The organism is Sphingomonas sp. BL2 (assembly GCF_056680015.1).
This window is the reverse complement of record NZ_CM155261.1, coordinates 1844807-1871161: the sequence shown is the minus strand read 5'-3', so window position 1 is coordinate 1871161 and position 26355 is coordinate 1844807. Positions and strand designations below refer to the sequence as shown.

The 26355-nt window shown below is 65.4% G+C and carries 19 protein-coding genes and 1 tRNA gene; 10 read left to right on the top strand and 10 right to left on the bottom strand.

Annotation, left to right across the window (positions count from 1 at the left end):
* Positions 1 to 265: 265 nt before the first annotated feature.
* On the bottom strand, positions 266 to 889 hold the full coding sequence (locus AC1ME3_RS08620; protein ID WP_480955642.1) for a DNA-3-methyladenine glycosylase family protein: 624 nt from the start codon (positions 887 to 889) through the stop codon (positions 266 to 268).
* Positions 890 to 949: 60 nt separating this feature from the next.
* On the opposite strand from AC1ME3_RS08620, the gene AC1ME3_RS08615 reads away from it, so the two are divergent.
* Positions 950 to 1267: a 2Fe-2S iron-sulfur cluster-binding protein gene (locus AC1ME3_RS08615; protein WP_480955641.1), complete on the top strand. Its 318-nt coding sequence runs from the start codon at positions 950 to 952 to the stop codon at positions 1265 to 1267.
* Between the two features lie 163 nt (positions 1268 to 1430).
* Here the strand turns inward: AC1ME3_RS08615 and rlmB are convergent, their stop codons facing one another.
* Positions 1431 to 2174, bottom strand: a complete 744-nt coding sequence (gene rlmB, locus AC1ME3_RS08610; protein ID WP_056055070.1) for a 23S rRNA (guanosine(2251)-2'-O)-methyltransferase RlmB — start codon at positions 2172 to 2174, stop codon at positions 1431 to 1433.
* 161 nt (positions 2175 to 2335) lie between these two features.
* Between rlmB and AC1ME3_RS08605 the strand changes: the two genes are divergently transcribed.
* The 7 genes from AC1ME3_RS08605 to AC1ME3_RS08575 all read left to right on the top strand — a co-directional run bounded on the left by AC1ME3_RS08605 (position 2336) and on the right by AC1ME3_RS08575 (position 12577).
* A tRNA-Tyr gene (locus AC1ME3_RS08605) sits at positions 2336 to 2422 on the top strand.
* Between the two features lie 184 nt (positions 2423 to 2606).
* A complete protein-coding gene (locus tag AC1ME3_RS08600) occupies positions 2607 to 5003 on the top strand; it encodes a glycogen/starch/alpha-glucan phosphorylase (protein WP_480955796.1) in 2397 nt (798 codons plus the stop codon).
* Entirely contained in the window at positions 5000 to 7162 is a 2163-nt protein-coding gene (glgB, locus tag AC1ME3_RS08595) for a 1,4-alpha-glucan branching protein GlgB (RefSeq protein WP_480955640.1), read from the top strand. The genes AC1ME3_RS08600 and glgB overlap by 4 nt, the downstream gene beginning before the upstream one ends.
* A gap of 90 nt (positions 7163 to 7252) precedes the next feature.
* Positions 7253 to 8512 carry a glucose-1-phosphate adenylyltransferase gene (gene glgC / locus AC1ME3_RS08590; protein ID WP_480955795.1) on the top strand — a complete coding sequence of 420 codons (1260 nt, stop codon included), beginning with the start codon at positions 7253 to 7255 and terminating at the stop codon, positions 8510 to 8512.
* Between the two features lie 148 nt (positions 8513 to 8660).
* Positions 8661 to 10106: a glycogen synthase GlgA gene (gene glgA, locus AC1ME3_RS08585; RefSeq protein WP_480955639.1), complete on the top strand. Its 1446-nt coding sequence runs from the start codon at positions 8661 to 8663 to the stop codon at positions 10104 to 10106.
* Positions 10103 to 11722 carry an alpha-D-glucose phosphate-specific phosphoglucomutase gene (locus AC1ME3_RS08580; protein ID WP_480955638.1) on the top strand — a complete coding sequence of 540 codons (1620 nt, stop codon included), beginning with the start codon at positions 10103 to 10105 and terminating at the stop codon, positions 11720 to 11722. The genes glgA and AC1ME3_RS08580 overlap by 4 nt, the downstream gene beginning before the upstream one ends.
* A gap of 18 nt (positions 11723 to 11740) precedes the next feature.
* On the top strand, positions 11741 to 12577 hold the full coding sequence (locus tag AC1ME3_RS08575; RefSeq protein WP_480955637.1) for an HpcH/HpaI aldolase/citrate lyase family protein: 837 nt from the start codon (positions 11741 to 11743) through the stop codon (positions 12575 to 12577).
* Positions 12578 to 12714: 137 nt separating this feature from the next.
* Here the strand turns inward: AC1ME3_RS08575 and AC1ME3_RS08570 are convergent, their stop codons facing one another.
* The 5 genes from AC1ME3_RS08570 to AC1ME3_RS08550 form a co-directional block, all read right to left on the bottom strand.
* Positions 12715 to 13005: a plasmid stabilization protein gene (locus AC1ME3_RS08570; protein ID WP_480955636.1), complete on the bottom strand. Its 291-nt coding sequence runs from the start codon at positions 13003 to 13005 to the stop codon at positions 12715 to 12717.
* 65 nt (positions 13006 to 13070) lie between these two features.
* Positions 13071 to 13652, bottom strand: coding sequence for an ABC-type transport auxiliary lipoprotein family protein (locus AC1ME3_RS08565; protein WP_056061054.1), 582 nt, complete (start codon positions 13650 to 13652; stop codon positions 13071 to 13073).
* A gap of 8 nt (positions 13653 to 13660) precedes the next feature.
* Entirely contained in the window at positions 13661 to 14626 is a 966-nt protein-coding gene (locus AC1ME3_RS08560; RefSeq protein ID WP_056484780.1) for an MlaD family protein, read from the bottom strand.
* Positions 14626 to 15534, bottom strand: coding sequence for an ABC transporter ATP-binding protein (locus tag AC1ME3_RS08555; RefSeq protein ID WP_192975118.1), 909 nt, complete (start codon positions 15532 to 15534; stop codon positions 14626 to 14628). Before AC1ME3_RS08555 ends, AC1ME3_RS08560 begins: the two co-directional genes overlap by 1 nt.
* Complete coding sequence (locus tag AC1ME3_RS08550; protein WP_480955635.1) at positions 15534 to 16643, bottom strand: MlaE family lipid ABC transporter permease subunit; 1110 nt, start codon at positions 16641 to 16643, stop codon at positions 15534 to 15536. The genes AC1ME3_RS08555 and AC1ME3_RS08550 overlap by 1 nt, the downstream gene beginning before the upstream one ends.
* Positions 16644 to 16705: 62 nt before the next feature.
* Between AC1ME3_RS08550 and AC1ME3_RS08545 the strand changes: the two genes are divergently transcribed.
* On the top strand, positions 16706 to 17410 hold the full coding sequence (locus tag AC1ME3_RS08545; RefSeq protein ID WP_480955634.1) for an HAD family hydrolase: 705 nt from the start codon (positions 16706 to 16708) through the stop codon (positions 17408 to 17410).
* Between the two features lie 792 nt (positions 17411 to 18202).
* Positions 18203 to 19615, top strand: a complete 1413-nt coding sequence (locus AC1ME3_RS08540; protein ID WP_480955633.1) for a PKD domain-containing protein — start codon at positions 18203 to 18205, stop codon at positions 19613 to 19615.
* 400 nt (positions 19616 to 20015) lie between these two features.
* Here the strand turns inward: AC1ME3_RS08540 and AC1ME3_RS08535 are convergent, their stop codons facing one another.
* The 3 genes from AC1ME3_RS08535 to AC1ME3_RS08525 form a co-directional block, all read right to left on the bottom strand.
* Positions 20016 to 21284 carry a DUF445 domain-containing protein gene (locus AC1ME3_RS08535; RefSeq protein ID WP_480955632.1) on the bottom strand — a complete coding sequence of 423 codons (1269 nt, stop codon included), beginning with the start codon at positions 21282 to 21284 and terminating at the stop codon, positions 20016 to 20018.
* Between the two features lie 501 nt (positions 21285 to 21785).
* Positions 21786 to 25007 carry an efflux RND transporter permease subunit gene (locus AC1ME3_RS08530; RefSeq protein WP_480955631.1) on the bottom strand — a complete coding sequence of 1074 codons (3222 nt, stop codon included), beginning with the start codon at positions 25005 to 25007 and terminating at the stop codon, positions 21786 to 21788.
* Positions 25008 to 25011: 4 nt separating this feature from the next.
* Positions 25012 to 26202 (bottom strand): efflux RND transporter periplasmic adaptor subunit, encoded by a 1191-nt coding sequence (locus AC1ME3_RS08525; protein ID WP_480955630.1) that lies wholly within the window; start codon positions 26200 to 26202, stop codon positions 25012 to 25014.
* Positions 26203 to 26355 lie beyond the last annotated feature (153 nt).

Genomic DNA, 26355 nt, shown 5'->3' with positions numbered 1-26355 from the left:
AGTCGGGCGACAACGCGTTCACCAACTCCCGTTACTCCAGCGGAAGCTGAAGCATCCGGGGGCCGGATGTCCCGACTTAAACGGGGCGGTCCAAGCTTTCGCCGAGCCGACGTGTGCGTGCGTACACAACGAATATATGGGAAACGTCTCCCTTCCCTGAAAGGGAGGGGCTGGGGGTGGGTAGGCCCGCTTGAGCCACCACGGTCCGAACATGCGGAAACCGACCCACCCCCGCCCTCTCCCTTCCAGGGAGGGAAGAAGGAGGTCAGATGACCTTCATGTCCGCCTGATAATGATGCCAAGCGAAGATCGCCGCCGCGCCGCGATGCGGGCGCCAGGCCTCAGCCACCTCACGCGTCAGCTTCTCGCTCGGCCGCGTCTCGTGACCCAATATCCGCCCGACCTCGATCTGGATCGCAAGGTCGCCCGCCGGCCAGATGTCCGTCCGCCCTTCCGCGAACAGCAGGTAGATCTCCGCCGACCAGCGGCCGATCCCCTTCACGCGGACCAGCGCCGCGATCGCCTCCTCGTCGTCCTCGGGCAGGTTGGTCAGATCGAGCCGCCCACTCGTCACCTCGTCGGCGAGACTACGCGCATAGCCGAGCTTCTGGCGCGATAGTCCGGCGCTCTTCAACAACTCGTCGCTGGCGGCGGCGATCTTCGCCGGGTCGCCTGCGCCGCCGACCACCGCGTCGAGCTTGTTCCAGACCGCTGCGGCCGAGGCGACGCTCACCTGTTGCCCAACGATCGTCCGCAGCAACGTCGCAAACCCGCGCTCGCTGATCCGCGGCGCAGGGTGGCCCGCATTGCCGACCGCGACCGCGAACGCCGGCTCGATTTGGCACAACGCCGCCATCGCGGTTTCGAGTTGCTCTGCGCTCAGGCCCATGATGCTTGATCCCTGGCTCGCGCAACGGCATGAACGCGCAGAAGTTTTTCGGAGAATGACATGCCCAAGCTTATCGTCGTGACGCGCGAAGGGGAAGAACGCGAGATCATCGGCGAGGCGAGCCTATCGGTGATGGAAGTCATCCGCGACGCCGGGATCGACGAGATCCTGGCGCTGTGCGGCGGCTGTTGCTCGTGCGCCACCTGCCACGTCCATGTCGACCCGGACTTTGCGGCCAAACTGAAGCCGATGAGCCCCGACGAGGACGACTTGCTCGATTCGACGAGTGATCGGGACGAGTTTTCGCGCCTGTCGTGCCAGATCGAGCTGACCGAAGGACTCGACGGCCTGAAGGTCCGGATCGCCGAAGAGGACTGATTTCCCGATTCCCTCGCCCCTACGGGGAGAGGGAGGGAGGCGCCCTTGCGCCGGAAGGGAGAGGGGCGTTGGGATCCAAGTCCCGAGCCTCATTCCCCTCTCCCTTCCCACCGCAAGTGCGGCGGGCCCCTTCCCTCTCCCCGGAGGGGCGAGGGAGTTCAGGTCACCGCGTGGTGATGGCGTAGAGCGCGATCGCCGCGGCGTTCGAGACGTTGAGGCTCTCCACCTTCTCCGAGATCGGCAGTTTCGCCAGCTCGTCGCAATGCTGCTCGGTATTCTGCCGCATCCCCTCGCCCTCGGCGCCGAGCACGATCGCGATCCGCTGCGTGCCCATCGCTTCCGACAGCGTCTGCGTCGCGTGGCCGGTCAGCCCGATCCGCCAGAACCCCGCCGCCGCAATCTCCTCCAGAGCGCGAGCAAGGTTCACCACCCGAATCCACGGCACGCTCTCGAGCGCCCCAGACGCGGCCCGAGCGATCGTCCCCGACTCCGGCGGCGCATTGCGGTCCGGCGTAATGATCCCCAGCGCATCGAACGCCGCCGCCGAGCGCAAGATCGCGCCGACATTGTGCGGATCAGTCACCCCGTCGAGAATCACCAGCGGGCGATTGTCGTCCTTGCCATGCTCGAGCAAATCCGCCAGCCACATGTCCTCGAGCGGCTCGACCTCGATCACCACGCCTTGGTGCGGCGCATCGCCCGGCACCAGTCGCGCCAGATCCATCGCCTCGGCATAGGTCACCGGCACGTCGGCCGGCAGGTCGAACCCGGCCAGCGCCTCGCGCGTGCCGAGGATTTTGCGCACCGTCCGCTCCGGATTGGCGAGCGCCGCCCCTACTGCGTGCTTGCCCCAGAAGCGGGGGCGGCCTGCCGGTGCCTTGCTCGGCCTGTGTCCCTTGCGTGCCATATTCGCTCTCTATCGTGTCTGTGTATGCCGCGTCCTTGTCGGCATTCCGCTCCCGCGGCAACTATGAACCACGAAACTTCGCAAAACCCGCGTTGACAGGCGGGGCGCGCTTCGCCATTGAGCCGCCTCGCTTGAAAGAGCGGCGCTTGCAAAAGCGGCCTGGACAGGTGGCCGAGTGGTTAAAGGCAGCAGACTGTAAATCTGCCGGAGTTTCTCCTACGTAGGTTCGAACCCTACCCTGTCCACCACCGCTTTCGCGCGGTGATGGCTTTCCCCAAATCAAAGCATTGATCGGCAACCTTCTTTTCCATCACGGGAAGGAAGTCCGCGTGACATCGGCTCGCGGACGGCTAGGATCGCCGCGACCGTAACGATTTCGGAAACCGCGTGACCTCAGATCCTGCCGTACAGCCGCCCGTTCAAGCACCCGTCATCCAGGATCTGGCCGACTCGATCCTCGACACGCTGGTCCACCGCATCGGCAAGGATGCGCAGGCCGCCCGCCCCCACGACTGGCTCGCCGCGACGATCCTGACCGTCCGCAACGACATCGTCGAACGCTGGATGGCGTCGACCAAGGCGGCGCACGCGGCCGGCGCCAAGCGCGTCTATTATCTCAGCCTCGAATTTCTGATCGGCCGGCTGCTACGCGACGCGGTGACCAACCTCCAGCGCAACGACGAGGTCACGCAGGCGCTGAAGCTCCACGGCGTCGACCTTGCCGAACTCGAAGAGATCGAACCCGACGCGGCGCTCGGCAACGGCGGCCTCGGCCGGCTGGCGGCGTGCTTCATGGAGAGCATGGCGAGCCTTGCGCTGCCCGCCTACGGCTACGGCATCCGCTATGTGAACGGCATGTTCCGCCAGCGGATCGACGATGGCTGGCAGGTCGAGATGCCCGAGAACTGGCTCGCGCACGGCAATCCCTGGGAGTTCGAACGCCGCGAGAGCGCCTATTTCGTCGGCTTCGGCGGCGAGGTCACCGCCGCGGACAACGGGCAAGTTCACTGGAGCCCGTCCGAGGCGGTCGAGGCCACAGCCGTCGACACCCCCGTCGTCGGTTGGCGCGGCAAGCACGTCAACACGCTCCGCCTGTGGACCGCCCGCGCGTTCGATCCGATCAAGCTCGATCGTTTCAACGCCGGCGATTTCACCGGCGCGCTCGCCGACCAGTTGCGCGCCGAAACGCTGACCCGCGTCCTCTATCCCAACGACTCCACTGCCGCAGGCCAGGAACTCCGCCTGCGCCAGGAGTATTTCTTCTCCTCCGCGTCGATCCAGGACATCGTCCGTCGCCACATCCAGTATTTCGGCGACATCCGCACGCTGCCCGACAAGGCCGCGATCCAGCTCAACGACACGCATCCCGCGGTGTCGGTTGCCGAACTCATGCGTCTCCTGATCGACCATCATGAATTCGCGTTCGACGAAGCGTGGAAGATCACGCGCGCCACCTTCGGCTATACCAACCACACGTTGCTGCCCGAGGCGCTGGAAAGCTGGCCGCTGCCGCTGTTCGAACGCTTGCTCCCGCGCCACATGCAGATCGTCTACGCGATCAACGCCAAGCTGCTGCGGGAGGCGCGCGGCACGGACGGCATTGACGACCGCGCGATCTCGGCGATCAGCCTGATCGACGAAGGTGGCGAGCGGCGCGTGCGGATGGCGAACCTCGCCTTTGCCGGGTCGCACAGCGTCAACGGCGTCGCCGCGCTGCATACGCAGCTGATGAAGAAGACGGTCTTCGCCGATCTCCACAAGCTCTACCCGACGCGGATCAACAACAAGACCAACGGCATCACGCCGCGCCGTTGGCTCCAGCAATGCAACCCCGGCCTCACCGCGCTGATCCGCGATGCGATCGGCGACGGCTTCCTCGACGACGCCGAAAAGCTCGTCGATCTGGATGTTTTCGCCGATGATTCCGGTTTCAGGGAGCGCTTTTCGAGCGTGAAGCGTTCGAACAAGGTGGCACTGGCTAATCACATCAAGGAGAGCATGGGGCTCCGCGTCGATCCGGATGCGATGTTCGACGTCCAGATCAAGCGCATCCACGAGTATAAGCGCCAGTTGCTCAACATCATCGAGACGGTCGCGCTCTACGACCAGATCCGCAGCCATCCCGAGCGGGACTGGACGCCTCGTGTGAAGCTCTTCGCGGGCAAGGCGGCGTCGAGCTATCACAACGCGAAACTCGTCATCAAACTGGCAAACGACGTCGCGCGCCGGATCAACGCGGACCCTTCCGTGGGCGGCCTGCTCAAGGTCGCGTTCCTGCCCAATTACAACGTGTCGCTGGCAGAGAAGATCATCCCCGCCGCCGATCTGAGCGAACAGATCTCGACCGCCGGCCTCGAGGCGTCGGGCACCGGCAACATGAAGTTCGCGATGAACGGCGCGCTGACGATCGGCACGCTCGACGGCGCGAATATCGAGATCAAGGACCGCGTCGGCGACGACAACATCTTCATCTTCGGCATGACCGCGGACGAGGTCGAGGCGAAGCGCGCCAACGGCTATGATCCGCGCAGCGTCATCGATGGCTCGAACGAACTCCGCCAGGCGGTCTCCGCGATAGCGTCCGGCGTATTCTCGCCCGACGACAAGACGCGCTATGCCGGCTTGATGGGCGGGCTGTACGAGGGCGACTGGTTCATGCTAGCCGCCGATTTCGACAGCTATGCCACCGCCCAGCGCGCGGTCGACACCCGCTGGAACGACCGCGACGCATGGGTCGCCTCGACCGTCCGCAACGTCGCGCGCGTCGGCTGGTTCTCGTCCGACCGCACGATCCGCGAATACGCGCGCGAGATCTGGACGGTGATGTGAAGCCACCCGAAGGCGCCATCGTTGCCCTGCTGGAAGGGCGTCACGACGATCCGTTCTCGCTGCTTGGCGTCCACAGCGGCCCGACCGGCGTGTTCGCGCGCGTCTGGCTACCCGGCGCGGACACGGCGGAGGCGCATGCGCTCGACGGCACCGCGCTCGGCACCCTCCCTCGCATCGATGATCGCGGCCTGTTCGAGGGTCCGATCGACGGCGAAGCACAGCCGGTGAAATACCATGCGGAGGCGGGCGACACCTCGTGGTGGGTCACCGACCCCTACAGCTTCGGCCCGGTCCTCGGCCCGATCGACGACCTGCTGATGGCGGAGGGCACGCACCAACGCCTCCACGACAAGATGGGCGCCCACCTGATCGAGCATGAAGGCGCATACGGCGTCCACTTCGCGCTCTGGGCCCCCAATGCACAGCGCGTGTCGGTGGTCGGCGACTTCAACGACTGGGACGGCCGCCGCCACGCGATGCGCAAGCGCGGCGACGTCGGCGTGTGGGAGATCTTCATCCCCGATATCGCCGAATACCGCGCCTACAAGTTCGAGATTGTCGGCCCCGACGGCCAGTTGCAGCCGCTCAAGGCCGACCCGTTCGCGTTTGCATCCGAACTCCGCCCCGCCAACGCCTCGATCACGCGGAAACTCGCGCACGACTGGGCCGATACCGATCATCGGAAACACTGGTCGTCAGTCGATCCGCGTCGCGTGCCGATCAGCATCTACGAGGTGCACGCCGGCTCATGGGACCGCGACGCCGACGGTTGGTTCCTGACCTGGGACGCGCTCGCCGACCGCCTGATACCCTACGTGGTCGAGATGGGCTTCACGCACATCGAGTTCCTGCCGATCAGCGAACACCCGTACGACCCGAGCTGGGGCTACCAGACCACCGGCCTCTATGCGCCGTCCGCGCGCTTCGGCGACGTCGAAGGGTTCGCGCGGTTCGTCGACGGCGCACATCTCGCCGGGATCGGCGTGCTGCTCGACTGGGTCCCCGCGCATTTCCCGACCGACGCGTTCGGCCTCGCCAAGTTCGACGGCACCGCGCTGTACGAACACGAGGATCCGCGGCTCGGCTTCCATCCCGACTGGAACACCGCGATCTACAATTTCGGACGGCGCGAAGTGACGTCGTTCCTCGTCAACAACGCGCTGTTCTGGGCCGAGCGCTATCATATCGACGGCCTGCGCGTGGATGCGGTCGCGTCGATGCTGTACCGCGATTATTCGCGCAAGGCCGGCGAATGGATCCCCAACGACGCCGGCGGCCGCGAGAACTGGGAGGCCGTCGCGTTCCTTCGCGACATGAACCGCGAGATCTACGGCCAGCATCCTGGCGTCTTCACGATCGCCGAGGAATCGACCTCATGGCCGGGCGTCTCCGCGCCGGTGAGCGACGACGGCAAGAGCGGCGGGCTCGGGTTCGGGTTCAAGTGGAACATGGGCTTCATGCACGACACGCTCCAGTACATGGCGCGCGATCCGCTGCACCGGAAGCACCACCACGGCGAGATCAATTTCGGCCTCGTCTACGCGTTCAGCGAGAATTTCGTCCTGCCGCTCAGCCATGACGAGGTCGTCCACGGCAAAGGCTCGTTGCTCACCAAGATGCCCGGCGACGACTGGCAGCAATTCGCCAATCTGCGCGCCTATTACGCGTTCATGTGGGGCTATCCCGGCAAGAAACTGCTCTTCATGGGGCAGGAATTTGCGCAGCGTCGCGAATGGTCGGAAGCGCGCGCGCTCGACTGGGACCTGCGCAACGCGCGCAGCCACGAGGGCATCCGCAACCTCGTCCGCGACCTCAACACCGTCTACCGCGACAAGCCGGCGCTGCACGCACGCGACTGCGAGGCGGAGGGCTTTGAATGGCTGGTCGCCGACGACGCCGCCAATTCGGTGTTCGCGTGGTTGCGCAAGGCCCCCGGCGCGAAACCGATCGCGATCGTCGCCAACATGACGCCGATCGCCCGCGCGCCCTACCGCGTACCGCTGCCGCTCGACGGTCGCTGGTGCGAAATCATCAACAGCGACGCGCACGACTATTGGGGCAGCGGGCTTGGCAATCTCGGCGGCGTCGTCGCGAAGGACGGCGCGGCGTGGGTCACGCTGCCTCCGCTGGCGACGATCATGCTCGAATACGAAGGCTGATCGAGTTCGAAGACCGATCCGGCGCAACGACGGAACAACCGGCGGGTGACGGCGCGTTATACCGCTGAATATTAGGGAGAGACTGACATGGTGGAACGGCGGGGACAGCCATTGGCGCGCGACGCGATGGCGTATGTGCTGGCCGGCGGCCGCGGCAGTCGCCTGATGGAGCTGACCGATACGCGCGCGAAACCCGCGGTGTATTTCGGCGGCAAGGCGCGCATCATCGATTTCGCGCTGTCCAACGCGATCAACTCGGGCATCCGCCGGATCGGCGTCGCGACGCAATACAAGGCGCATTCGCTGATCCGCCATCTCCAGAGCGGCTGGAACTTCCTGCGCTCGGAACGCAACGAGAGCTTCGACATCCTGCCCGCGTCGCAGCGCATCAGCGAGTTCCAATGGTACGAGGGCACCGCCGATGCCGTGTACCAGAACATCGACATCATCGAGAGCCACGCGCCCGAATACATGGTCATCCTGGCCGGCGACCACATCTACAAGATGGATTACGAGCTGATCCTGCAACAGCATTGCGAGACCGGCGCGGACGTCACCATCGCCTGCCTCGAAGTGCCACGGATGGAGGCGGTCGGCTTCGGCGTGATGGCCGTCGACGAGCACGACAACGTCACCGCGTTCGTCGAGAAGCCCGCCGATCCGCCCGCGATCCCCGGCAACCCGGACATCGCGCTGGCATCGATGGGGATCTACGTCTTCACGACCAAGCTGCTGTTCGAGGAGCTTCGTCGCGACGCCGCAACCCCCGGATCGTCGCGCGATTTCGGCAAGGACATCATCCCGTACCTCGTGAAAAACGGCAAGGCGGTCGCGCATCGCTTCTCGGACAGCTGCGTCCGCTCGGGGCTCGAGGTCGAGGCCTATTGGCGCGATGTCGGCACGGTCGACGCGTATTGGGAGGCGAATATCGACCTCACCGACGTCGTGCCCAAGCTCGACCTCTACGACCGCAGCTGGCCGCTATGGACCTATTCGGAGGTCACGCCACCCGCGAAGTTCGTCCACGCCGACGACGGCCGCCGCGGCGAGGCGGTGTCGAGCCTCGTGTCGGGCGACTGCATCATCTCCGGCTCCTCGATTCATCGGAGCCTGATCTTCACCGGCACGCGCGCGCACAGCTACTCGATGCTCGACCAGGCCGTGATCCTCCCGCACTGCGTGATCGGCCGCGGCGCGCGGTTGTCGAAGGTGGTCGTCGATCGCGGCGTAGAAATTCCCGACGGCCTGGTAGTCGGCGAGGACGCAGAATCCGACGCCCGACGCTTCCGCCGCACCGACAACGGCGTGGTGCTGGTAACCAAATCCATGATCGACCGGCTGACGACGTGAAGACCAACGCAAATCCTCCCCGGCACGGGGACGGGGACCATGCATCGCATGGTGGAGGGGGGCTTCCACAAGCGGTACGGTGGCGGCGAGCCCCCTCCACCATTCGCCAGTGGCGAACGGTCCTTCTCCCCGTGCCGGGGAGGATCTGATGCGCGTCCTCTCCGTCGCCTCCGAAGCCTACCCCCTCATAAAAACCGGCGGTCTCGCAGATGTCGTCGGCGCGCTCCCGGCCGCGCTCGCGCCGCATAACGTCGCGCTCACGACCTTCCTCCCCGGCTACCCAGCCCTCGCCGCCGTCACCAAGCGCGCGAAAGTCGTCCACCGCTACACCGACCTGCTCGGCACCGAAGCCCGCATCCTGAAAACCAAGATCGGCGACCACCCACTTCTGGTCCTAGACGCCCCCGCCCTCTTCGCCCGAGGCGGCGGCCCGTACGGCGACGCGACCGGCGCAGACTGGTCCGACAACTGGCGCCGCTTCGCCGCGTTCAGCCGCGCCGCCGCCGACCTCGCCTCGGGCACGGTCCCCGGCTACGACTTCGACATCCTCCACGCGCACGACTGGCAGGCGGCGATGGCCCCCGCGTATCTCCGCTACGCCCCCGGCCCCGGAGCCCCCGCGAAGACGGTCGTCACGATCCACAACATCGCGTTCCAGGGACGCTACGGCCACGACATCTTCGCCGACCTCGCGCTCCCCGACAAAGCCTTCGCGCTCGACGGCGTCGAATATTACGGCGGCGTCGGCTTCCTCAAGGCCGGTCTCGAAGCCGCCGACGCGATCACCACCGTCAGCCCAACCTACGCCGCAGAAATCCGCCGCGGCGAATTCGGCATGGGTCTCGAAGGCCTCATCAACGACCGCGCCGGCCGCGTCACCGGGATCGTCAATGGCATCGACCCCGCCGTCTGGAACCCGGAGACCGACGCGTCCCTCCCCGCCCGCTACACCGCGCGCACGCTCGCCCGCCGCCGCACCAACAAGCGCGCGATCGAAACCCTGTTCGGCCTCGACGCCGGCGACGGCCCGATCTTCACCGTCATCAGCCGCCTCACCTGGCAGAAGGGCATGGACGTCCTCGCCGGTGCGCTCGACGAACTCGTCGCACTCGGCGGCCGTCTCGCGCTGCTCGGCTCGGGCGACACCGAGCTCGAACTCGCCTTCCTAACTGCCGCCGAACGCCACCCCGGCCGGATCGGCGTGCGAATCGGCTATGACGAGCCGGTCTCGCACCTGCTCCAAGGCGGCGCCGACGCGATCCTGATCCCTTCGCGGTTCGAACCGTGCGGCCTGACGCAACTCTACGGCCTCGCTTACGGCTGCATCCCGGTCGTCGCGCGCACCGGTGGGCTCGCCGACACCGTGATCGACGCGAACGAAGCCGCGATCGCCGCAGGGGTCGCCACCGGCGTCCAGCACGACGGCGTCACGCCCGAAGCACTCAGCCACGCGTTGCGCCGAACGCTGGCCCTCTATGCACGCCCCGATCGCTGGTCCATGTTGCAGCGCAACGCAATGCGCGCGGACTTCTCGTGGGACGAGAGTGGCCGCCGCTACGCAGACCTTTACGCAAGCCTGACGGGGACCGCATGATCCGCACCGTATCGACCACGCCGTATACCGATCAGAAGCCCGGCACCTCGGGGCTGCGCAAGAAGGTGAAGGTCTTCCAGCAGCCGAACTACGCCGAGAACTTCGTTCAGAGCGTGTTCGACGTCGTCGCGGATAAGGCCGGCGCGACGCTCGTCATCGGCGGCGACGGCCGCTTCCTCAACCGCGAAGTGATCCAGGTCGCGATCCGCATGGCCGCGGCGAACGGCTTCGGCCGCGTGATCGTCGGTCGTGGCGGCATCCTGTCGACGCCCGCCGCCAGCCACATGATCCGCAAGCGTGGCGCGATCGGCGGCCTCGTCCTCTCCGCCAGCCACAACCCAGGCGGCCCCGACGAGGATTTCGGGATCAAGTACAACATCGCGAACGGCGGCCCCGCCCCTGAGTCCGTGACCGACGCAATCAACGCGCGCACGCTCGAGATCGACCGCTGGCTGACCGTCGATGCCGACGATATCGACCTCGACACCGACGGTGAAGTCACGGTCGGCGATATGCCCGTCGAGGTCGTCGACCCGGTCCAGGACTACGCCGCGCTCATGGAAACGCTGTTCGACTTCGACGCGATCCGTGCAGCCAAGCTCACCATGGCGTTCGACGCGATGAGCGCGGTCACCGGGCCCTACGCGACCGAGATCCTCGAACGCCGCCTCGGCTTCGCGCTCGGCACGGTCCGTAACGGCGAGCCCCTCCCCGATTTCGGCGGCCACCACCCCGACCCCAACCTCGTCCACGCGCACGCCCTGTACGAGACGATGATGGCTCCGAATGCGCCCGATTTCGGCGCAGCGTCGGACGGCGACGGCGACCGCAACCTGATCATCGGCAAGCACCGCTTCGTCACCCCCTCGGACAGCCTCGCGATGCTGGCTGCCAACGCACATCTCGCGCCCGGCTACGCAGGCGGCCTCAAGGGCATCGCCCGCTCGATGCCGACCAGCGCCGCCGCCGACCGCGTGGCCGAAGCGCTCGGCATTCCCGCCTACGAGACCCCGACCGGGTGGAAGTTCTTTGGTAATCTGCTCGACGCCGGCATGGCGACGATCTGCGGCGAGGAAAGCGCCGGTACCGGCTCCGACCATGTCCGCGAGAAGGACGGCCTGTGGGCGGTCCTCCTGTGGCTCAACATCCTCGCGGTCCGCGGCGACAGCGTCGACGCGATTGCCCGCGATCACTGGGAAAAGTTCGGCCGTAACTATTACGCGCGCCACGATTACGAAGGCGTCGAGACATCGCGTGCCGACGCGTTGATGGCGGCCTTGCGCGCGAGCCTCGCCACCCTTCCCGGTCAGCAATATGGCGACCTCACCGTCGAGACCGCGGACGAGTTCGCCTATACCGACCCCACCGACGGCTCGATCAGCCGCAACCAGGGCGTCCGCATCCTGTTCGAAGGCGGCAGCCGCGTCGTGTTCCGCCTCTCGGGCACCGGCACCACGGGTGCGACGCTGCGCGTGTACCTCGAACGCTACGAGCCCGTCGGCGGCGACCTCGACCGCGATACCGGCGAGATGCTCGCCAGCATCGTCGCCGCCGCAGAGTCGATCGCGGCCATCACGCAGCACACCGGCCGCACCGCCCCCGACGTCGTCACCTGATCCGCAACGGCCGATAGCATGACGACCAGACGCCGCCGCAGCGCGCTCTACATGCCCGCCTCGAACGCCCGCGCCATCGCCAAGGCGCGGACGCTAGCGTGCGACGTCGTCATCCTCGACCTGGAAGACGCCGTCGCCCCCGACGAAAAGGCCGCAGCCCGTGACCGAGTGGTCGAGGCGGTCCGCGAAGGCGGGTTCGGCGAACGCGAACTGGTGGTGCGGGTCAACGGCCTCGACACCCCCTGGTACGCCGACGACATCGCCGCGATCCGCGCGATTGGCGTGGACGCGGTACTCGTCCCCAAGGTCTCGTCGGTCGCCGATCTGCTCGCGGTCCGCGCATCGCTCGGCGAGAACGGCCCGCCAATCTGGGCAATGATCGAGAGCTGCGCTGCGATCCTCGCACTCCCCGCCCTCTCCGCAGCAGCGGCCGAAACGCGCCTCACCGCGCTGATCGTCGGCACCAACGACCTCGCCAAGGAGATGCGCTGCCGGCTCGGCGCCGATCGCATGCCGCTGATCCCTGCGCTCATCGCAACGATCATGGCCGCCCGTGCTGCCGGGATCGTGGCGCTGGACGGCGTCTGCAACGCCCTCGACGACCCGCCCCGCTTCACCGCCGAGTGCACGCAAGGCGCAATGCTCGGGTTCGACGGCAAGACGCTGATCCACCCGTCCCAGATCGATGCGGCCAACGCCGGTTTCGGCCCCAGCGAGGAGGAATTGGCATGGGCCCGCAAGGTCGTGGCGGCGTTCGCGAAACCGGAGAATGCCGATAAGGGTGCTATCCGCCTCGATGGCCAGATGGTGGAACGTTTGCACCTTGCCGAGTCGGAAGCCACGCTCGGACGCTGAAGCGCTAACAAGCACGTACCCAAACACCGTCCGTCATCCTGACGAAAGTCAGGATCCAGAGCCATGAAGCGCACCACAAGTAACTCTGGATCCTGACTTTCGTCAGGATGACAGATGCTTCGATGACGCCCTCCGGCTTACCCAGCCTTCTTCCGCCGGGTCTCCCAACCCTTCTTCGCCGCCGCAGACTTCGCCGCATCGCTACGCCCAGCCGCCTGCTTCCCGCCCTCATGCGAAGACGCATGCGTATCGGGCTTGCCGCGGCCCGAGCCGGACAGGTTACCCCCGCCCGAATCCTTGTTCACCGCAGCCCAAGCCCGTGCCTCGGCCTCCTTCTCGGGAACACCGCGCTCTTCATAGCCGTCCGCGATATGCGCGGCCTTGCGCTTCTGCTTGTCGGTATATGCGCTCTTGTCGCCCTGTGGCATCGTCGCTCTCCTCGTCAGAGAGCGTCAACGCTCAGGCCGACGCCGCGTTCAGAACGAAGGGGCGTTCACCGACCGATCCAGTCCGCCACCTGCGTCGCGACCTGGTTCGCCGCCTGGTTGATCCCGGCCGCCGCCGAGGGCGCATCGATCGCCGACACCGGCACGCGCGCTTCGAAGCGATGCTTCTCGACCGTCGTCTTGCCGACACGCGTCAGCGACGCATCGAACGTCACAACCGCTTCACGCGTCGTCGCGTCGAGCCCGAACGACCGCAGTTCGCCACCGAGCAACCCGCCGGGATCGCCAACCGACTGCGCCGTCGACAGCACCACCAGCCCGGTGCGCGCCGCAACCGTATCCGACACCAGCCGCGAGAACAGCCGCGCCGGGGGCTCGGCCCACTGCGCGTCGGTCACGTACGCGATCGAGGTTGGCGTCGCCTGCACCGGCACGCGCGCGGTCGCGAGCGACTGCGGTACGACCGGGACCTGGATCGTGATCGACTTCGCGGTCGCCGAATCCTGGTTCTGGCCGACCGGCACCGACGATGCGCTTGTCAGCGTCAGCAGCGTGGGGGGCGGTTTCGCGCCGAAGCTGATGCACCCGGCAAGTGGCAGCATCGCGATCAGGATGAGCGGTGTCTTCATGGCGTGCCTCACTTACCCTTGTAATCCGGGAGCTTCTGCTGCCCGATCAGCGAACTCGCACCCTGCTGGTCGACCTTCTCGGCGACCGACGACAGCGCCGCGGCGGTCGTGCGGAGGTCGCGGACCAGACGGTTGGCCTCGGGGATCGTCGTCTTGGAGAAAGCCTGCAAGCCTGGTCGCGCATCGCCGATCGCGGCGTTGAGCGTTTCGGCGCTTTGCTGTGCGGAGGTGATCGCCTTGTTCAGGTTCGCCATCGCCGGCTTCACGTCCTCGGACAGCACGCCATTGGTGGTCTTGGCGAGCACACCGAACTGCTGCGCGGCATCGCCCGCCTGCTGGATCGCAACCCGCGTCTGCGCAAGCGTCGCGGCGATCTCGGGCCCACGATCGGCGAGCGCATCCGTCAGGCGATTGGTGTTCTCGAGGATACCCGCGATCGACGCCTGGTTACGGTCGGTCAGCAAGCCCGTCAGGCGCTCGGTCAGCGTCGACAGGCGCTCGAGCAACTGCGGCGCCGAGTTCAGGATCGCGCCCAGGCCACCGAGCTTGGTCGGGATCACCGGCACGCCGTACGGGCATTCGGTCGGCGTCTTGGTGTCGGGGCAACCGATCGCAGGCGCCCCCTTGCGCGCGCCATCGAGCGAGATCTGGCTGACGCCCGTGAAGCCGACGCCCGAGATCGACGCGGTCGTGCCCTGCAGCACCGGCGTCTCGTCGTTGACGCTGATCCGGACGCGGACGAACTGCGGATCGTTCTTCCACAGCGAGATCGTCTTCACCTGACCCGACGGCACGCCCGAGAACACCACGGCGGAGCCGCGCGCGAGTCCGTCGACCGACTGGCGGAAGAAGATGTCGTATTCCTTCTCTTCCTTGCCGCCGATCCGCGCGATCCACACGGTGAACAGCGCCAGCAGGGCCAGCAGGATCAGCACGACGGCGCCGACTAGGACGTGGTTCGAACGGGTTTCCATCAGCGCGTCCTTGCTTCTTTCTCGGCGTATGTCGCGTCGGCGTCGTCCGGCGCGGACTGCTTGGACTGGACTTCGGTAGGATGTTGGGCAGCTTGCTCGTCGGCGCGCTCGTGCGCCTCCTGCGTCGCGACCGCGGCACGGCCGCGTGGCCCCTTGAAATACTCTTCGATCCACGGGTGATCGAGCGCGATCAGCTCGTCGATCGTGCCGACCGCGATGACCTTCTTGTCGGCCAGCACCGCAACCCGGTCGCAGATCGCATACAGCGTATCAAGATCATGCGTGATCAGGAACACCGTCAGCCCGAGCGTCTTCTGCAACGACTGCGTCAGCCCGTCGAACGCCGCCGCGCCGATCGGATCGAGCCCCGCAGTCGGCTCGTCGAGGAACAGCAACTCCGGGTCGAGTGCCAGCGCGCGGGCCAGACCCGCACGCTTCTTCATGCCACCCGACAGCTCGGCCGGAAACTTGTTCGCGGCATCGGCGGGCAAGCCCGTCATCACCACCTTGTACGACGCGATCTCCGCGAGCAGCGCCGGCGACAGGTCCGGATAGAATTCGCGCAACGGCACTTCGACGTTCTCGGCCACGGTCAGCGTCGAGAACAGCGCACCACCCTGGAACAGCACGCCCCAGCGCTTGCGGATCTCGGTCGCCTCGGTTTCCTCGCGGCCGATATTGGGCTCGCCGAACACCGTGATCTCACCCGCGACCGGCGTCTGCAGCCCGATGATCGAGCGCATCAACACCGACTTGCCGGTACCCGACCCGCCGACCACACCGAGGATCTCGCCGCGCCGCACGTCGAGGTCGAGCCCCTCGTGCACCACCGAATCGCCGAACGCGTTCTTCAGCCCCTTCACGGAGATGATGAAATCGTCTGTCTTATTGTCCGTCTTGCGGGGCATCAGTCCCAACCCAACCAGGTGAAGAACACCGCGAAGAACGCGTCGAGCACGATCACCAGGAAGATGCCCTGGACCACCGCCGACGTGGTGCGCAGCCCGACCTGCTCGGCGTCCGATTCGACCTGCATGCCTTGGAAACAGCCCGCGATCGCGATAATCGCGCCGAACACCGGTGCCTTGATCAGCGAGATATAGAGATCGGTGATCGGCACGACTTCGCGGATGCGCGCGATGAACGTCACTGGCGGGATCCCGAGCTGCACCCAGCACAGCAGCCCGCCGCCGATGATCGCGATCACCGATGCATAGAAACCGAGCAGCGGCATCATCACGATCGCGGCAAGCACGCGGGGCAGCACCAGCGCCTCCATCGGCGACACGCCGATCGTCCGCATCGCGTCTATCTCTTCGGTGAGCTTCATCGTGCCCAACTGCGCCGCGAACGCCGAACCCGAGCGGCCGGCGACCATGATCGCGGTCATCAGCAAACCGAGTTCGCGGATCGTCAGGCGACCGACGAGGTTGATCGTGAACACCTCCGCGCCGAACTGCCGCAGCTGGACCGCGCCCTGCTGCGCGATGACCATGCCGATCAGGAAGCTCATCAGCCCGACGATGCCGAGCGCGGCGACGCCGACGACCTCGAAACGCTGGACCACGGCGTTGAACCGGAAGCGGCGCGGGTGGCGGATGACGCTGCCGAACGCGATCGTCGTCGCGCCGAGAAACCCGAGCAGGCCGAGCATCGTCTTGCCCGACAGCACGACCGCATCGCCGATCTCGCCGACCACGCGGGACACCGCACCGACCTTCGCAGGCCTCGCGGCGATCGGCTGGTCGGAGGCGACGACCTGGTCGAACAGCGCCTGGTCGTTCTCGTCGAGCCCGTCGATCGTCGCATCGTTGCGCGCGGCGAACCGGTGGACGACCCACGCGCCGATCGTGTCGATCCGGTCGACCCCGCTGAGATCGACATGCTTCACCGAAGCCGCGTCGATCGCCTCGAGCCGATCGGGCAGATTGCCGATCTTCGCGAGCGACAGATCGCCGGTAAAGCGAAGCGTGCCGGTATCGGCACCGTCCTGCTGGAAATCGGCCATCGCGCTCATCGGGGGCACCTTTGCGGCAAAGTGACTGGATCGGCAAGATGAATGCGGCGTAAGCGACGACGATGATCGAAATGCCTTCCGCCTCCCCGTCCGTCCGTCTCGCGATCTACGACATGGACAAGACGATCACGCACGCGCCGACCTGGACGCCGTTCCTGCTCCACACCGCGAAGAAGGGCGGCGCGCCGTGGCGGCTGGCGCTCGTCCCGTTCGCCGGAGTCGCCGCGCTCGGCTATGTCGGCAAGCTGATCAGCCGCGGCCGGCTCAAATACCTGATGCAGCGAATGATGCTCGGCAAGCGCATGACGCCCGCCGAAGAACGCCGCGCCGCCGAAGCCTTCGCCGACCGCGTCATGCGCGACGGCGTCTTCACCAGCGCCCGCGCCCAGATCGAGGCCGACCGCGCCGCCGGCTACCGACTGGTCATGGCGACCGCATCGTACCGATTCTACGTCGAGGCGATCGCGCGACGATTGGGTTTCGACGCGGTGATCGGCACCGAGAGCCTGCGCGACCGCGACGGCGTCCTGCTCGCCGGCATCGACGGCGAGAATTGCTACGGCCCGGCCAAACTCCGCATGATCCAGGCCTGGATGAACCGCGAAGGCATCCCCCGAGACCACGCCCATATCCGCTTCTATTCCGACCATGTCTCGGACGCCCCGACCTTCGAATGGGCCGACGAACCCTTCGCGGTGAATGCGCATGGCCCGTTGCGGTTGCTGGCGAAGGCTAAGGGTTGGGCAATGCCGGATTGGGAGCGGTAGCTATTCGCCCGACGAATAATCAGTTCATCAAGTTGGCAGTTAAGTATCGCTCAATGCCGGACACTCTGGTCGCAAATTAGAGCTCTCGACCGCGGTCATTCACTTAGGTCGATCTTTCGCATGCCGGTCGGGGTTGATTACTAGTGCTGGCTGCATTTTAAGTCTAGCGCATTCCGATTGAGGTCGCTGAGGTTTCTCTGATCCGAGCGGATTCATTATCCCAGCAGTGCTGCTTAGACGTGTGATGGTCCCTCTGCTCACCAGGCACTACGTACGCAACATTCGGCCCAGCTCGAAGCGGCCGGTTCCACAAATGCTTATCGCAGGAACGTTAGTGGCGCGGCTGTCGAGCGGCGCTAGCTCAAGCGCGCGACCGGCGCGCTTGTTGCCAACGACGTGCTTGTGGTGACATCGCCTGATCACCTCCCTGTTTGGGCTCAATCAGGCGACGATATCGCGATTTTAGCGAAGTATGGCTGAATAGCAGGATTCGAGCGGAAAGCCGCCATCGCATTCAGTGTTGCGATGATGTCCAAATCCCGCAGGCGAGGAATGTCTATGCATCAGGGAAAATCCCGGATTGTCGCCGTTCTAAACCTAATGCAAAACCGATACCTCCTATATAATAGATTTCAGAATAAAGGGGCACATCTCTAGTTAAATGGCTTCAGTTTATCCGTAATCGTGATCGGGAACCGAACCGGCCTAATGCAATTTAGCCAGGCAATATGCCATTATTTCAGAGCTTACTTACAAAGTACTATAAGATTTTAAATATAACGGGGGAAATACGTGATAAAACTGAAAATGCTGACCGTGACAGGAAGTATGACATTGGCTGCCCTGCTTGGGGGATGTGGGGATGATGGAGGTTCTAGCAGCGGAAATATACCCGTTGTTACCGCGCCGACGCCTACGCCGACGCCAACGCCAACCCCCACTCCGACGCCAACGCCGACCAACACAGTTCCGGTTGCCAATCCCGGCCCCAATCAGAATGTATTGACCAAGACGTCGGTGACGCTGGACGCCAGTGCCAGCGTAGATGCGAATGGCGACCCGCTGACATACAAATGGGCGTTTAAGTCGCGACCATCGGGCAGCGCCGCGGCCCTGTCGTCCGTAACGGACGCAAAGCCAACGTTCATGGCAGATGTTGCCGGCTCTTATGTCGTGACCTTGATCGTTAACGACGGCAAGGTCGATAGTGCGCCGGTCGATGTCACGATTATGGCTACGGTCGCTAACGCGGCTCCCGTCGCCAATGCAGGCCCGGATCAGAGTGTCAAAAACGGCATTCTGGTAACTCTTGATGGCAGCGCAAGCAACGATGCCAACGGTGATGCGCTTACCTACCAGTGGACGATGGATGCCCGTCCTTCGGGGAGTACGGCGACCTTGTCGTCCGCCGCTGTTGCAAAGCCCACATTCATTCCTGATGCTGCCGGAAATTATACCCTGTCGCTTATCGTTAGTGACGGCTCGCTAAAGAGCGTGGCCGATAGCGTAACGATTACGTCGAGCAGGGCGAACGCTGCGCCTGTCGCCAATGCCGGTAAGGATCAGAATGTCCCAACACGGTCGACTGTTACGCTGGACGGACGGAGCAGCAGCGACGCCGATGGCGATACGCTGAAATATGATTGGAATTTGACGTCGAAGCCCGCTGGCAGTGCCGCGTCATTATCGACGAACACGCAATCGGTAACCAACTTCAGCGCGGATGTGGCCGGTACCTACGTCGCAACGCTGATCGTCAACGACGGCACTGTGAATAGTGCGCCTGCTACTGTGGCGATTACGGCGGTAGCTCCCTCTTTGATGCTGTACCAAATTGACGAAATTACAGGTCAGCAACAGCTTCTAAAGCTGCCTTACACAAATTCTGCATCAATCCAGAAGTCACAGACTTGTGTAGGGACAAACTGCCCAACCACAGTTACTATCGATAAATTCCGATTTACCGCCACTGGCGGCAGCTTTACGGTCCAGAATCTCACAGCGGTCAATTTGACGACTGGTTCGAATGTTGCTGTGTCTTTCGCAGGGCTGACCAATGGTACGGTAGTATCAAATGGACAAGCGGTCAGCTTCAGCCTGCAGTCAGACTTTACGCGTAATCGGAGCGTCAATTTGCGCTATGAGTTTACGATCAAAGAGACGGGTGATAAGTTCACTTACACAGTAGAGCTAAAAACCAACTGATATATGCAAATCATGCGAGGTTAAGGCGGGGTTTTCCCCGCCTTAATTTTATCTACTATACAAAAAAACCGAGCTGCAGGTGAACTCCCTGAAGGTATTCTTGGACGGCTTGGATCATGTCGCCTTGCTCATAATGCTGCTAAACGTTCGGCTCTGGCCATAGGCGCGACCCTCGTCAATTCGGCACGCAACGGCGCTTCTGCGTCGAAAACTCTAAAAGCCGTCGGGCCGCAATCCTTCCCAACCCAGACATTCGATGCCGGCAAACACCGTCCCATCTCGATCCTGTTTTTGGAGCCAACCTTTCCAAGTCTTACGTATCACAGACAGCCACAAACCACCGGACGATGTTTGGAAACCTGCCGCCCCGCGCGATCAAACCGATCACACACCGCCCCCATCACAACAGCACATCGACGCTGTGGATCACCAGTCCGACCAGCCCGCCGACGATCGTGCCGTTCACGCGGATATACTGCAGGTCGCGGCCGACGGCGTTTTCCAGGCGGCGGGTGATCGTGTCGGCGTCCCAGCTGCGGACCGTTTCCGAGACCAGCTTGACGATGCCGTCGCCATAGTCCGCCGCCGCGCCGACCGCCGCACGTCGCACGAACCGGTTGATCGTCCGCGACATGCGCGGATCGTGCTGCAACGTCTCGCCGAGCTGGCGCAGGATGTCGCCGAGCTTGCCGGCCATTGCCCGCTCGGGATCGCGCGCGATCGCCAGCAACGCGCCGCGTGCCTGCTCCCACAGGCCGTCGAGCCAGCGCTGCATCGCCGGATTGTCGAGCAGGTCGTTCTTCATCGTCTCGACGCGCTCGCGCATCCGGCGGTCATATTGCAGGTCCCAGGCGAGCCGATCGAGCCCCTCCTCCGCCTTCAGGCGCAACGGATGCTCGGGGTCCTCCGCCATCTCCGCGAGCAGCTTGTCGATACCGCTGATCAGCTTGTCCGCGACGGTCGTGTCGAGCCCGGTCCAGCGCAGGATCGAGCCGGCCTTGTCGTGGACCATCGCGCGGACGAGGTGGTCGTTTGCGGCCAGCGTCTTCGCCGCCCAGCGGATCGCGCTTTCGAGCAGCGGCGCGTGGCGGCGCTCGGCGATCGCGGCCTTGAGCAACTGGCCGAGGATCGGCGAGACCTCGGTGGCGCGCAGGCGGGCGCCGATCCCGGCCTTGACCATCCCGCCGAGCCGCGCCGGATCGAGCCCCTCGAGAACCTGCGCGACCAGCTTCGACGCGCCCTGGCGAAAGCGCCCCCCTGCCCCCTCGGGTGGATCGGTCAGCCAGCGTGCGATCGCGCCCGCCACGTCGAGGCGGCGGGTTCGCCTGGCGATGACGACGGGGATCAGGAAGTTCGCGCGGAGGAACTGCGCGAGCGTGTCGCCGATGCGGTCCTTGTTGCGCGGCACTATGGCTGTGTGCGGGATCGGCAGACCGAGCGGATGGCGGAACAGCGCGGTCACCGCGAACCAGTCCGCGAGGCCGCCGACCATCGCCGCCTCGGCGAACGCGCGGACGAACGCGAAGGCGGGGTGGACGGGGACGAGCGCGCGGCTGACGAAGAAGGTCGCGGCCATGAACACGAGCAGCCCGGTCGCGACGATCCGCATGCGGACGAGGGCGGGCGGCGTTGCTTCGCTCGCCGGGCGCGTGCGGATTGAAACTGTCATGCCCGAAACAATCCCCCAGCGCGGGGATAGTTCACGAGCGGGGCGGACGATCCGGCTTTCGCCCGGCGAGCGCTCGATTCAGGTGCGCTCGACTGGTCGAATTTGGCCATCCCCGCGCGTGATCGGCTGGATTCCGAGCGGTTCGCGCTCGACTGCCACCCGGCTTCCGACCGATGCCGGCATGACCGGTCTACGCTCGACCGCCGCGTGTTTGACTTGCCCGTGCTCGACCAGACGGCTCGCGCTGGTGACGTTCGTGCCGTATTCCTCGACGCCAGGCCGACGCGCGATGCTTTTGGCCCGCCCGCGCTCGCCTGGCCCATGCTCGACCGCCTGGCTTTCGACTTAGTCCGGCATGACCGGTCTACGCTCGACCGGCACGCGCTCGACCTCCCCATGCTCGACCCGACGGCCCATGCAGGCGCCGTTCGTGCCGTATTCCGCGACGCCCCGCCATCGCGCGGAACTCCGGCGTCGTTCAACACGAGGGGCGCGATGGCGTCACTCGGCTGGCTGTGTGCCATCGCCGAGCTTGGGGGTTGCCGGTCCGAGCCGTGGCCCCGACGGTCCGGCGAGCCCGATCACTTCGCTGCCGTCGTCGCCGGGGCGATAGGTGAGCAGGCTGCGGCCGAGGCGTGGGCCGATATACCGCTCGATCCCGACTGCGAGGCTGAACGCCGCGGGGACGATCAACAGCGTCAGGATGGTCGACAGGACGAGCCCGCCGATCACGACGATACCCATCGGCGCGCGCCACGATCCGTCGCCGCCGAGCGACAGCGCGGTCGGGATCATGCCCGCGACCATCGCAACCGTAGTCATCACGATCGGCTGCGCGCGCTTGTGGCCGGCATCGACCACCGCGGTCCAGACGTCGACGCCCTTGCCCATCTCCTCCAACGCGAAGTCGATCAGCAGGATCGAGTTCTTCGCGACGATGCCGAGCAACATCAGGATACCGATGAACACCGGCATCGACACCGGGTTGCCCGTCGCCCACAACGCGATCAACCCGCCCAGCGGCGCGAGCAAGAGCGAGCCCATGTTGACGAACGGCGGCAGCGCGCGGCGATACAGCAGCACCAGCACCGCAAACACCAGGAACGTCCCCGCGATCACCGCCAGGATGAAGTTGTTGATCATCTCCGCCTGGAACTTGGACTGCCCCAGCACGAGTTTGTTCACGCCAGTCGGCAGGTTGGCCATCGTCGGCAGCGCGTCGATCTGCTTCTGTGCGACACCCGAGACGATGCCCGGCGCGAGATCGGCGCCGATCGTCAGCTGACGCTGCTGGTTGACGCGGTCGATCTTGGTCGGGCCGGAGCCGAGCGTGATCTCCGCCACCAGGTTGAGCGGCACAGAGCCACCCGAGGCGGTCGAGACCGGCAGGTTCTGGATTGTCGAAAGTTCGCTGCGGGCGCCCTGGTCGAGCGCAACGCGGATCGGGATCTGGCGATCGGACAACGAGAAGCGCGCCGAGTTCTGGTCGATGTCGCCGAGCGTCGCGATCCGAATCGCCGACGACAGTGCCTGAGTCGTCACGCCGAGATTGGCGGCAAGATCGAAGCGCGGCTTGATGACGATTTCCGGGCGCTGCATGTTGCCGGCGACGCGCGGCGCGACCAGCGTCGGCAGGCGCGACATCTCGGTCACGATCTTTTGCGCGGTCGCGTCGAGCAGCTTGGGATCGTCGCCGCCGAGCGTCACGCTCATGTCGCGCGTGCTGCCGCCCCAGCCATTCTGCGAGCGGAACGAGACGCGCGCATCGGGGATCGCCGCGAGCTGGGGTGCGAGGCTGCGCTCGAACTCCGTGCTCTTCATTTTCCGATCGTCCTTGAGCGTCGCGGTAACGCGGCCGGCATTGACCGAACCGTTGGCACCGCTGCGCGCGTAGACGGACTGGACGTCGGGCTGCGATCCGATCAGCGCCGCGACTTTCGTCACGACCGCCTCGGTTTGCGCCAGCGTCGTCCCCGGCACCATGTCGATCACCGCCATCGACGTGTCGTTGTCCTGCGCCGGCTGGAACGTCATCGGCAGGACCGCGAACATGGCGATCGTCATCAGGAACGCGAACAGGCCGAGCCCGAGCACCCAGAAGCGGTGATCGCGGAAGCGGCTGGTCAGGCGGTGGAAGCCGCCACGGGCGGCCGAGGCCTTCGCCTTGCCGGTCTCCAGCGTCCATTTCAGCGTCGCCATATAGCCGTCCATCAGGACGCCCTCGCCGTGCACGGCGGGGCCGGCGGACTTGAGGAAATACGCCGCGAGCATCGGCGTGACGAGACGCGCGACCGCGAGGCTCATCAGCACCGAGGCGACCACCGTCAGGCCGAAATTCTTGAAGAACTGCCCCGAGATACCCGGCATCAGGCCCACCGGCAGGAACACCGCGACGATCGCCATCGTCGTCGCCAGCACGGCGAGACCGATCTCGTCGGCGGCGTCGATCGACGCCTGATAGGCGGACTTGCCCATCCGCATGTGGCGGACGATGTTCTCGATCTCAACGATCGCGTCGTCGACCAGCACGCCCGCGACGAGGCTGAGCGCGAGCAGCGTCATCTGGTTCAGGTTGAAGCCGAGCAGGTCCATGAACCAGAAGGCCGGGATCGCCGACAGCGGGATCGCGAGCGACGAGATCACCGTAGCGCGCCAGTCGCGCAGGAACAGGAACACCACGATCACCGCGAGCACCGCGCCCTCGATCATCGCGTGGATCGCGCTCTCATACTGCATCTCGGTGTATTTGACGCTGTTCGAGCGCAGCACGAAATGCACGTTCGGGTTGCGCTTCTCCATCGCCGCGAGCTTCTTCACCGCCTCGTTGAAGACGGTGACGTCGGACGAACCCTTGGAGCGCTGGAAATCGAAGCTGATCGTCTGGCGGCCGTCGATTGCCGCGCGGCTGCGCTGTTCGGCGTAGAGATCGCGGACCTGTGCGATGTCCGCAAGCCGCACGGTACGGCCGTTGCCGACACTGATCTGAGTCTGGGCGAGTGCGACCGCGTCCTTCGCGTTGCCGAGCACGCGGACCGACTGTTCGGACCCCGCGATCTCGGCACGGCCACCCGCCGCGTTCAGATTGACTTGGCGGAGTTGGGCGTTGACCTGGCTCGCGGTCAGCCCCTGGCTTTGCAGCTTGAGCGGATCGAGGATGATGCGGATTTCGCGACTGACGCCGCCGTTGCGGTTGACCGCGGCCATGCCCGGGACCGACAGCAATTCCTTCGCGACGTTGTTGTCGATGTACCAGCTGAGCTGTTCGACCGTCATGTCCTTGGCGATCACGGAATAGCTGGCGAGATCGTTGTCGGTGGTGTTCGCGCGAAACACCTGCGGCTCGAGGATACCCTCGGGCAGGTCGCTGCGGATCTGTGCGATCGCGTCGCGGACGTCGGTAACGGCGCGGTCGATCGGCGTGCCGATGCTGAGCTGGACGACGGTCTGCGACTGGCCCTCGGTAACGGTCGAGGTGATCTCGTCGATGCCCTGGAGCGAACGCACCGCCGCCTCGACGCGCTGCGTGACCTGCGTCTCGAGCTCGGTCGGCGCGGCACCCGGCTGGTTGATCACGACGATCGCGATCGGGAAATCGATGTCCGGATCGTTGTTCACGTCCATCCGCATGAAGCTGACGATACCCGCCAGGGTCAGCGCGATGAACAGCACGATCGGCGGCACCGGGTTGCGGATCGCCCAGGCCGAGATGTTGCGAAAGTTCATGAGCTCAGCTCGCTTTCTTCGTGACCGGCTTCACCTTCTGCCCGGGCGCCAGGAACCCGCCTGCAGACAACACTACTCGCTCGGTCCCGTCGAGTCCGCTGAGGATCGTCACGCCCGCATCGGAGACCTGGCCGATCTTGATATCGCGGCGCACGGCCTTGTTATCGGCGCCGATGATATAGACGAAGCTGCCCTTCTCGTCGCTCTGCAGCGCCGAATCAGGGAGCAAAGGTGCCTGGGTCGCGCCGCCGACAATCGTTGCCGCGGCGAACCCGCCGGGCCGCAACGCAGGGTCGTACTTGACCGCGATGCGCGCGATGCCCTGGCGGCTCTGCGGGTCGATCACCGGCGAGACCTGCCACACCTCGCCCGGAAAGCCCTGGGTGGTGCCGACCGGGACGACCGTCGCTCGCGCGCCGGCATGGAGCCCGGCGAGGTCCGCTTCGCTCAACTGCGCGCGCATTTCCATCTGGCCGTCCGCGGCCATGCGGAACAGCACGCCGGTACCTGCGCCAACGACCTGGCCCGATTCGACGCCGCGCGTGAGCACGAGGCCTGCGGCGGGCGCACGAATATCGAGACGACCGTTGCGCGCGCGCGCCTCGCCGAGCGTCGCCTGCGCCACCTTCACGCGCGCGGCGGCGGCGTCGCGCGTCGCAGCCTTGCGCTGGAGATCGGCCTTCGAGATGAAGCCGCGATCGACGAGCTGCTGGGCGCGATCGAGTTCGGCCTGCGCGATCGTCTCGTCGGAACGCGCGACGCTGACCGAGGCGGCAAGCGACGCGGCGGTCTCGGTCTGGACCGAGCGATCGACCGTCGCCAGCACTTGGCCCGCCGCGACCCACTGGCCCGGCTCGACCAGCACGCGCGTGATCATCCCGCCCTCGCCTGCGACGCCGACCGGCATCTCGCGCCGCGCGGCGATCGTGCCGGTGGCGGAAATCGTGCGGTCGACGGTCTTGCGGCCCGGCACCACAACCGAGACGGTCGGCACCTGTTCGACGACCGGACCGGCGGCGGCCTCCTTCTTGCCGCCCTTGAACGCGAAGACGGCGGCGACGATCGCCAGCACGACGACGACCGCGATGATGATGTTGCCACGGCGGTGCGACGGCGCGGTGTAATCGGGAAGCACGAGCCGGTCCTCGGTCTCGCCACCGTCAATCTGGCCGACGGTCTTCGTCTCGTAGTTCATGCGCGTCACAATCCCAATTTCGACCGGTCTTGTCTCGACCCGCTTCGCCATTCACCGGCTGTGTTATCTGAATAAGTCACCGTGCTCAAGCCCCTCGACGAGCGCAGGATGCAGACATGCTTCGATTTCGATCTATTCGCAATGCGGTTCGCG

What these genes read in the sequence shown, in the direction of transcription:
- glgA (WP_480955639.1), top strand. Translation starts at nt 8,661, where the DNA reads ATGCGCGTCCTCTCCGTCGCCTCCGAAGCCTACCCCCTCATAAAAACC.
- AC1ME3_RS08615 (WP_480955641.1), top strand. Translation starts at nt 950, where the DNA reads ATGCCCAAGCTTATCGTCGTGACGCGCGAAGGGGAAGAACGCGAGATC.
- AC1ME3_RS08560 (WP_056484780.1), bottom strand. Translation starts at nt 14,626, where the DNA reads ATGGAAACCCGTTCGAACCACGTCCTAGTCGGCGCCGTCGTGCTGATC.
- AC1ME3_RS08580 (WP_480955638.1), top strand. Translation starts at nt 10,103, where the DNA reads ATGATCCGCACCGTATCGACCACGCCGTATACCGATCAGAAGCCCGGC.
- AC1ME3_RS08535 (WP_480955632.1), bottom strand. Translation starts at nt 21,284, where the DNA reads ATGACAGTTTCAATCCGCACGCGCCCGGCGAGCGAAGCAACGCCGCCC.
- AC1ME3_RS08530 (WP_480955631.1), bottom strand. Translation starts at nt 25,007, where the DNA reads ATGAACTTTCGCAACATCTCGGCCTGGGCGATCCGCAACCCGGTGCCG.
- AC1ME3_RS08525 (WP_480955630.1), bottom strand. Translation starts at nt 26,202, where the DNA reads ATGAACTACGAGACGAAGACCGTCGGCCAGATTGACGGTGGCGAGACC.
- AC1ME3_RS08550 (WP_480955635.1), bottom strand. Translation starts at nt 16,643, where the DNA reads ATGAGCGCGATGGCCGATTTCCAGCAGGACGGTGCCGATACCGGCACG.
- AC1ME3_RS08545 (WP_480955634.1), top strand. Translation starts at nt 16,706, where the DNA reads ATGATCGAAATGCCTTCCGCCTCCCCGTCCGTCCGTCTCGCGATCTAC.
- AC1ME3_RS08555 (WP_192975118.1), bottom strand. Translation starts at nt 15,534, where the DNA reads ATGCCCCGCAAGACGGACAATAAGACAGACGATTTCATCATCTCCGTG.
- AC1ME3_RS08575 (WP_480955637.1), top strand. Translation starts at nt 11,741, where the DNA reads ATGACGACCAGACGCCGCCGCAGCGCGCTCTACATGCCCGCCTCGAAC.
- AC1ME3_RS08570 (WP_480955636.1), bottom strand. Translation starts at nt 13,005, where the DNA reads ATGCCACAGGGCGACAAGAGCGCATATACCGACAAGCAGAAGCGCAAG.
- AC1ME3_RS08620 (WP_480955642.1), bottom strand. Translation starts at nt 889, where the DNA reads ATGGGCCTGAGCGCAGAGCAACTCGAAACCGCGATGGCGGCGTTGTGC.
- rlmB (WP_056055070.1), bottom strand. Translation starts at nt 2,174, where the DNA reads ATGGCACGCAAGGGACACAGGCCGAGCAAGGCACCGGCAGGCCGCCCC.
- AC1ME3_RS08565 (WP_056061054.1), bottom strand. Translation starts at nt 13,652, where the DNA reads ATGAAGACACCGCTCATCCTGATCGCGATGCTGCCACTTGCCGGGTGC.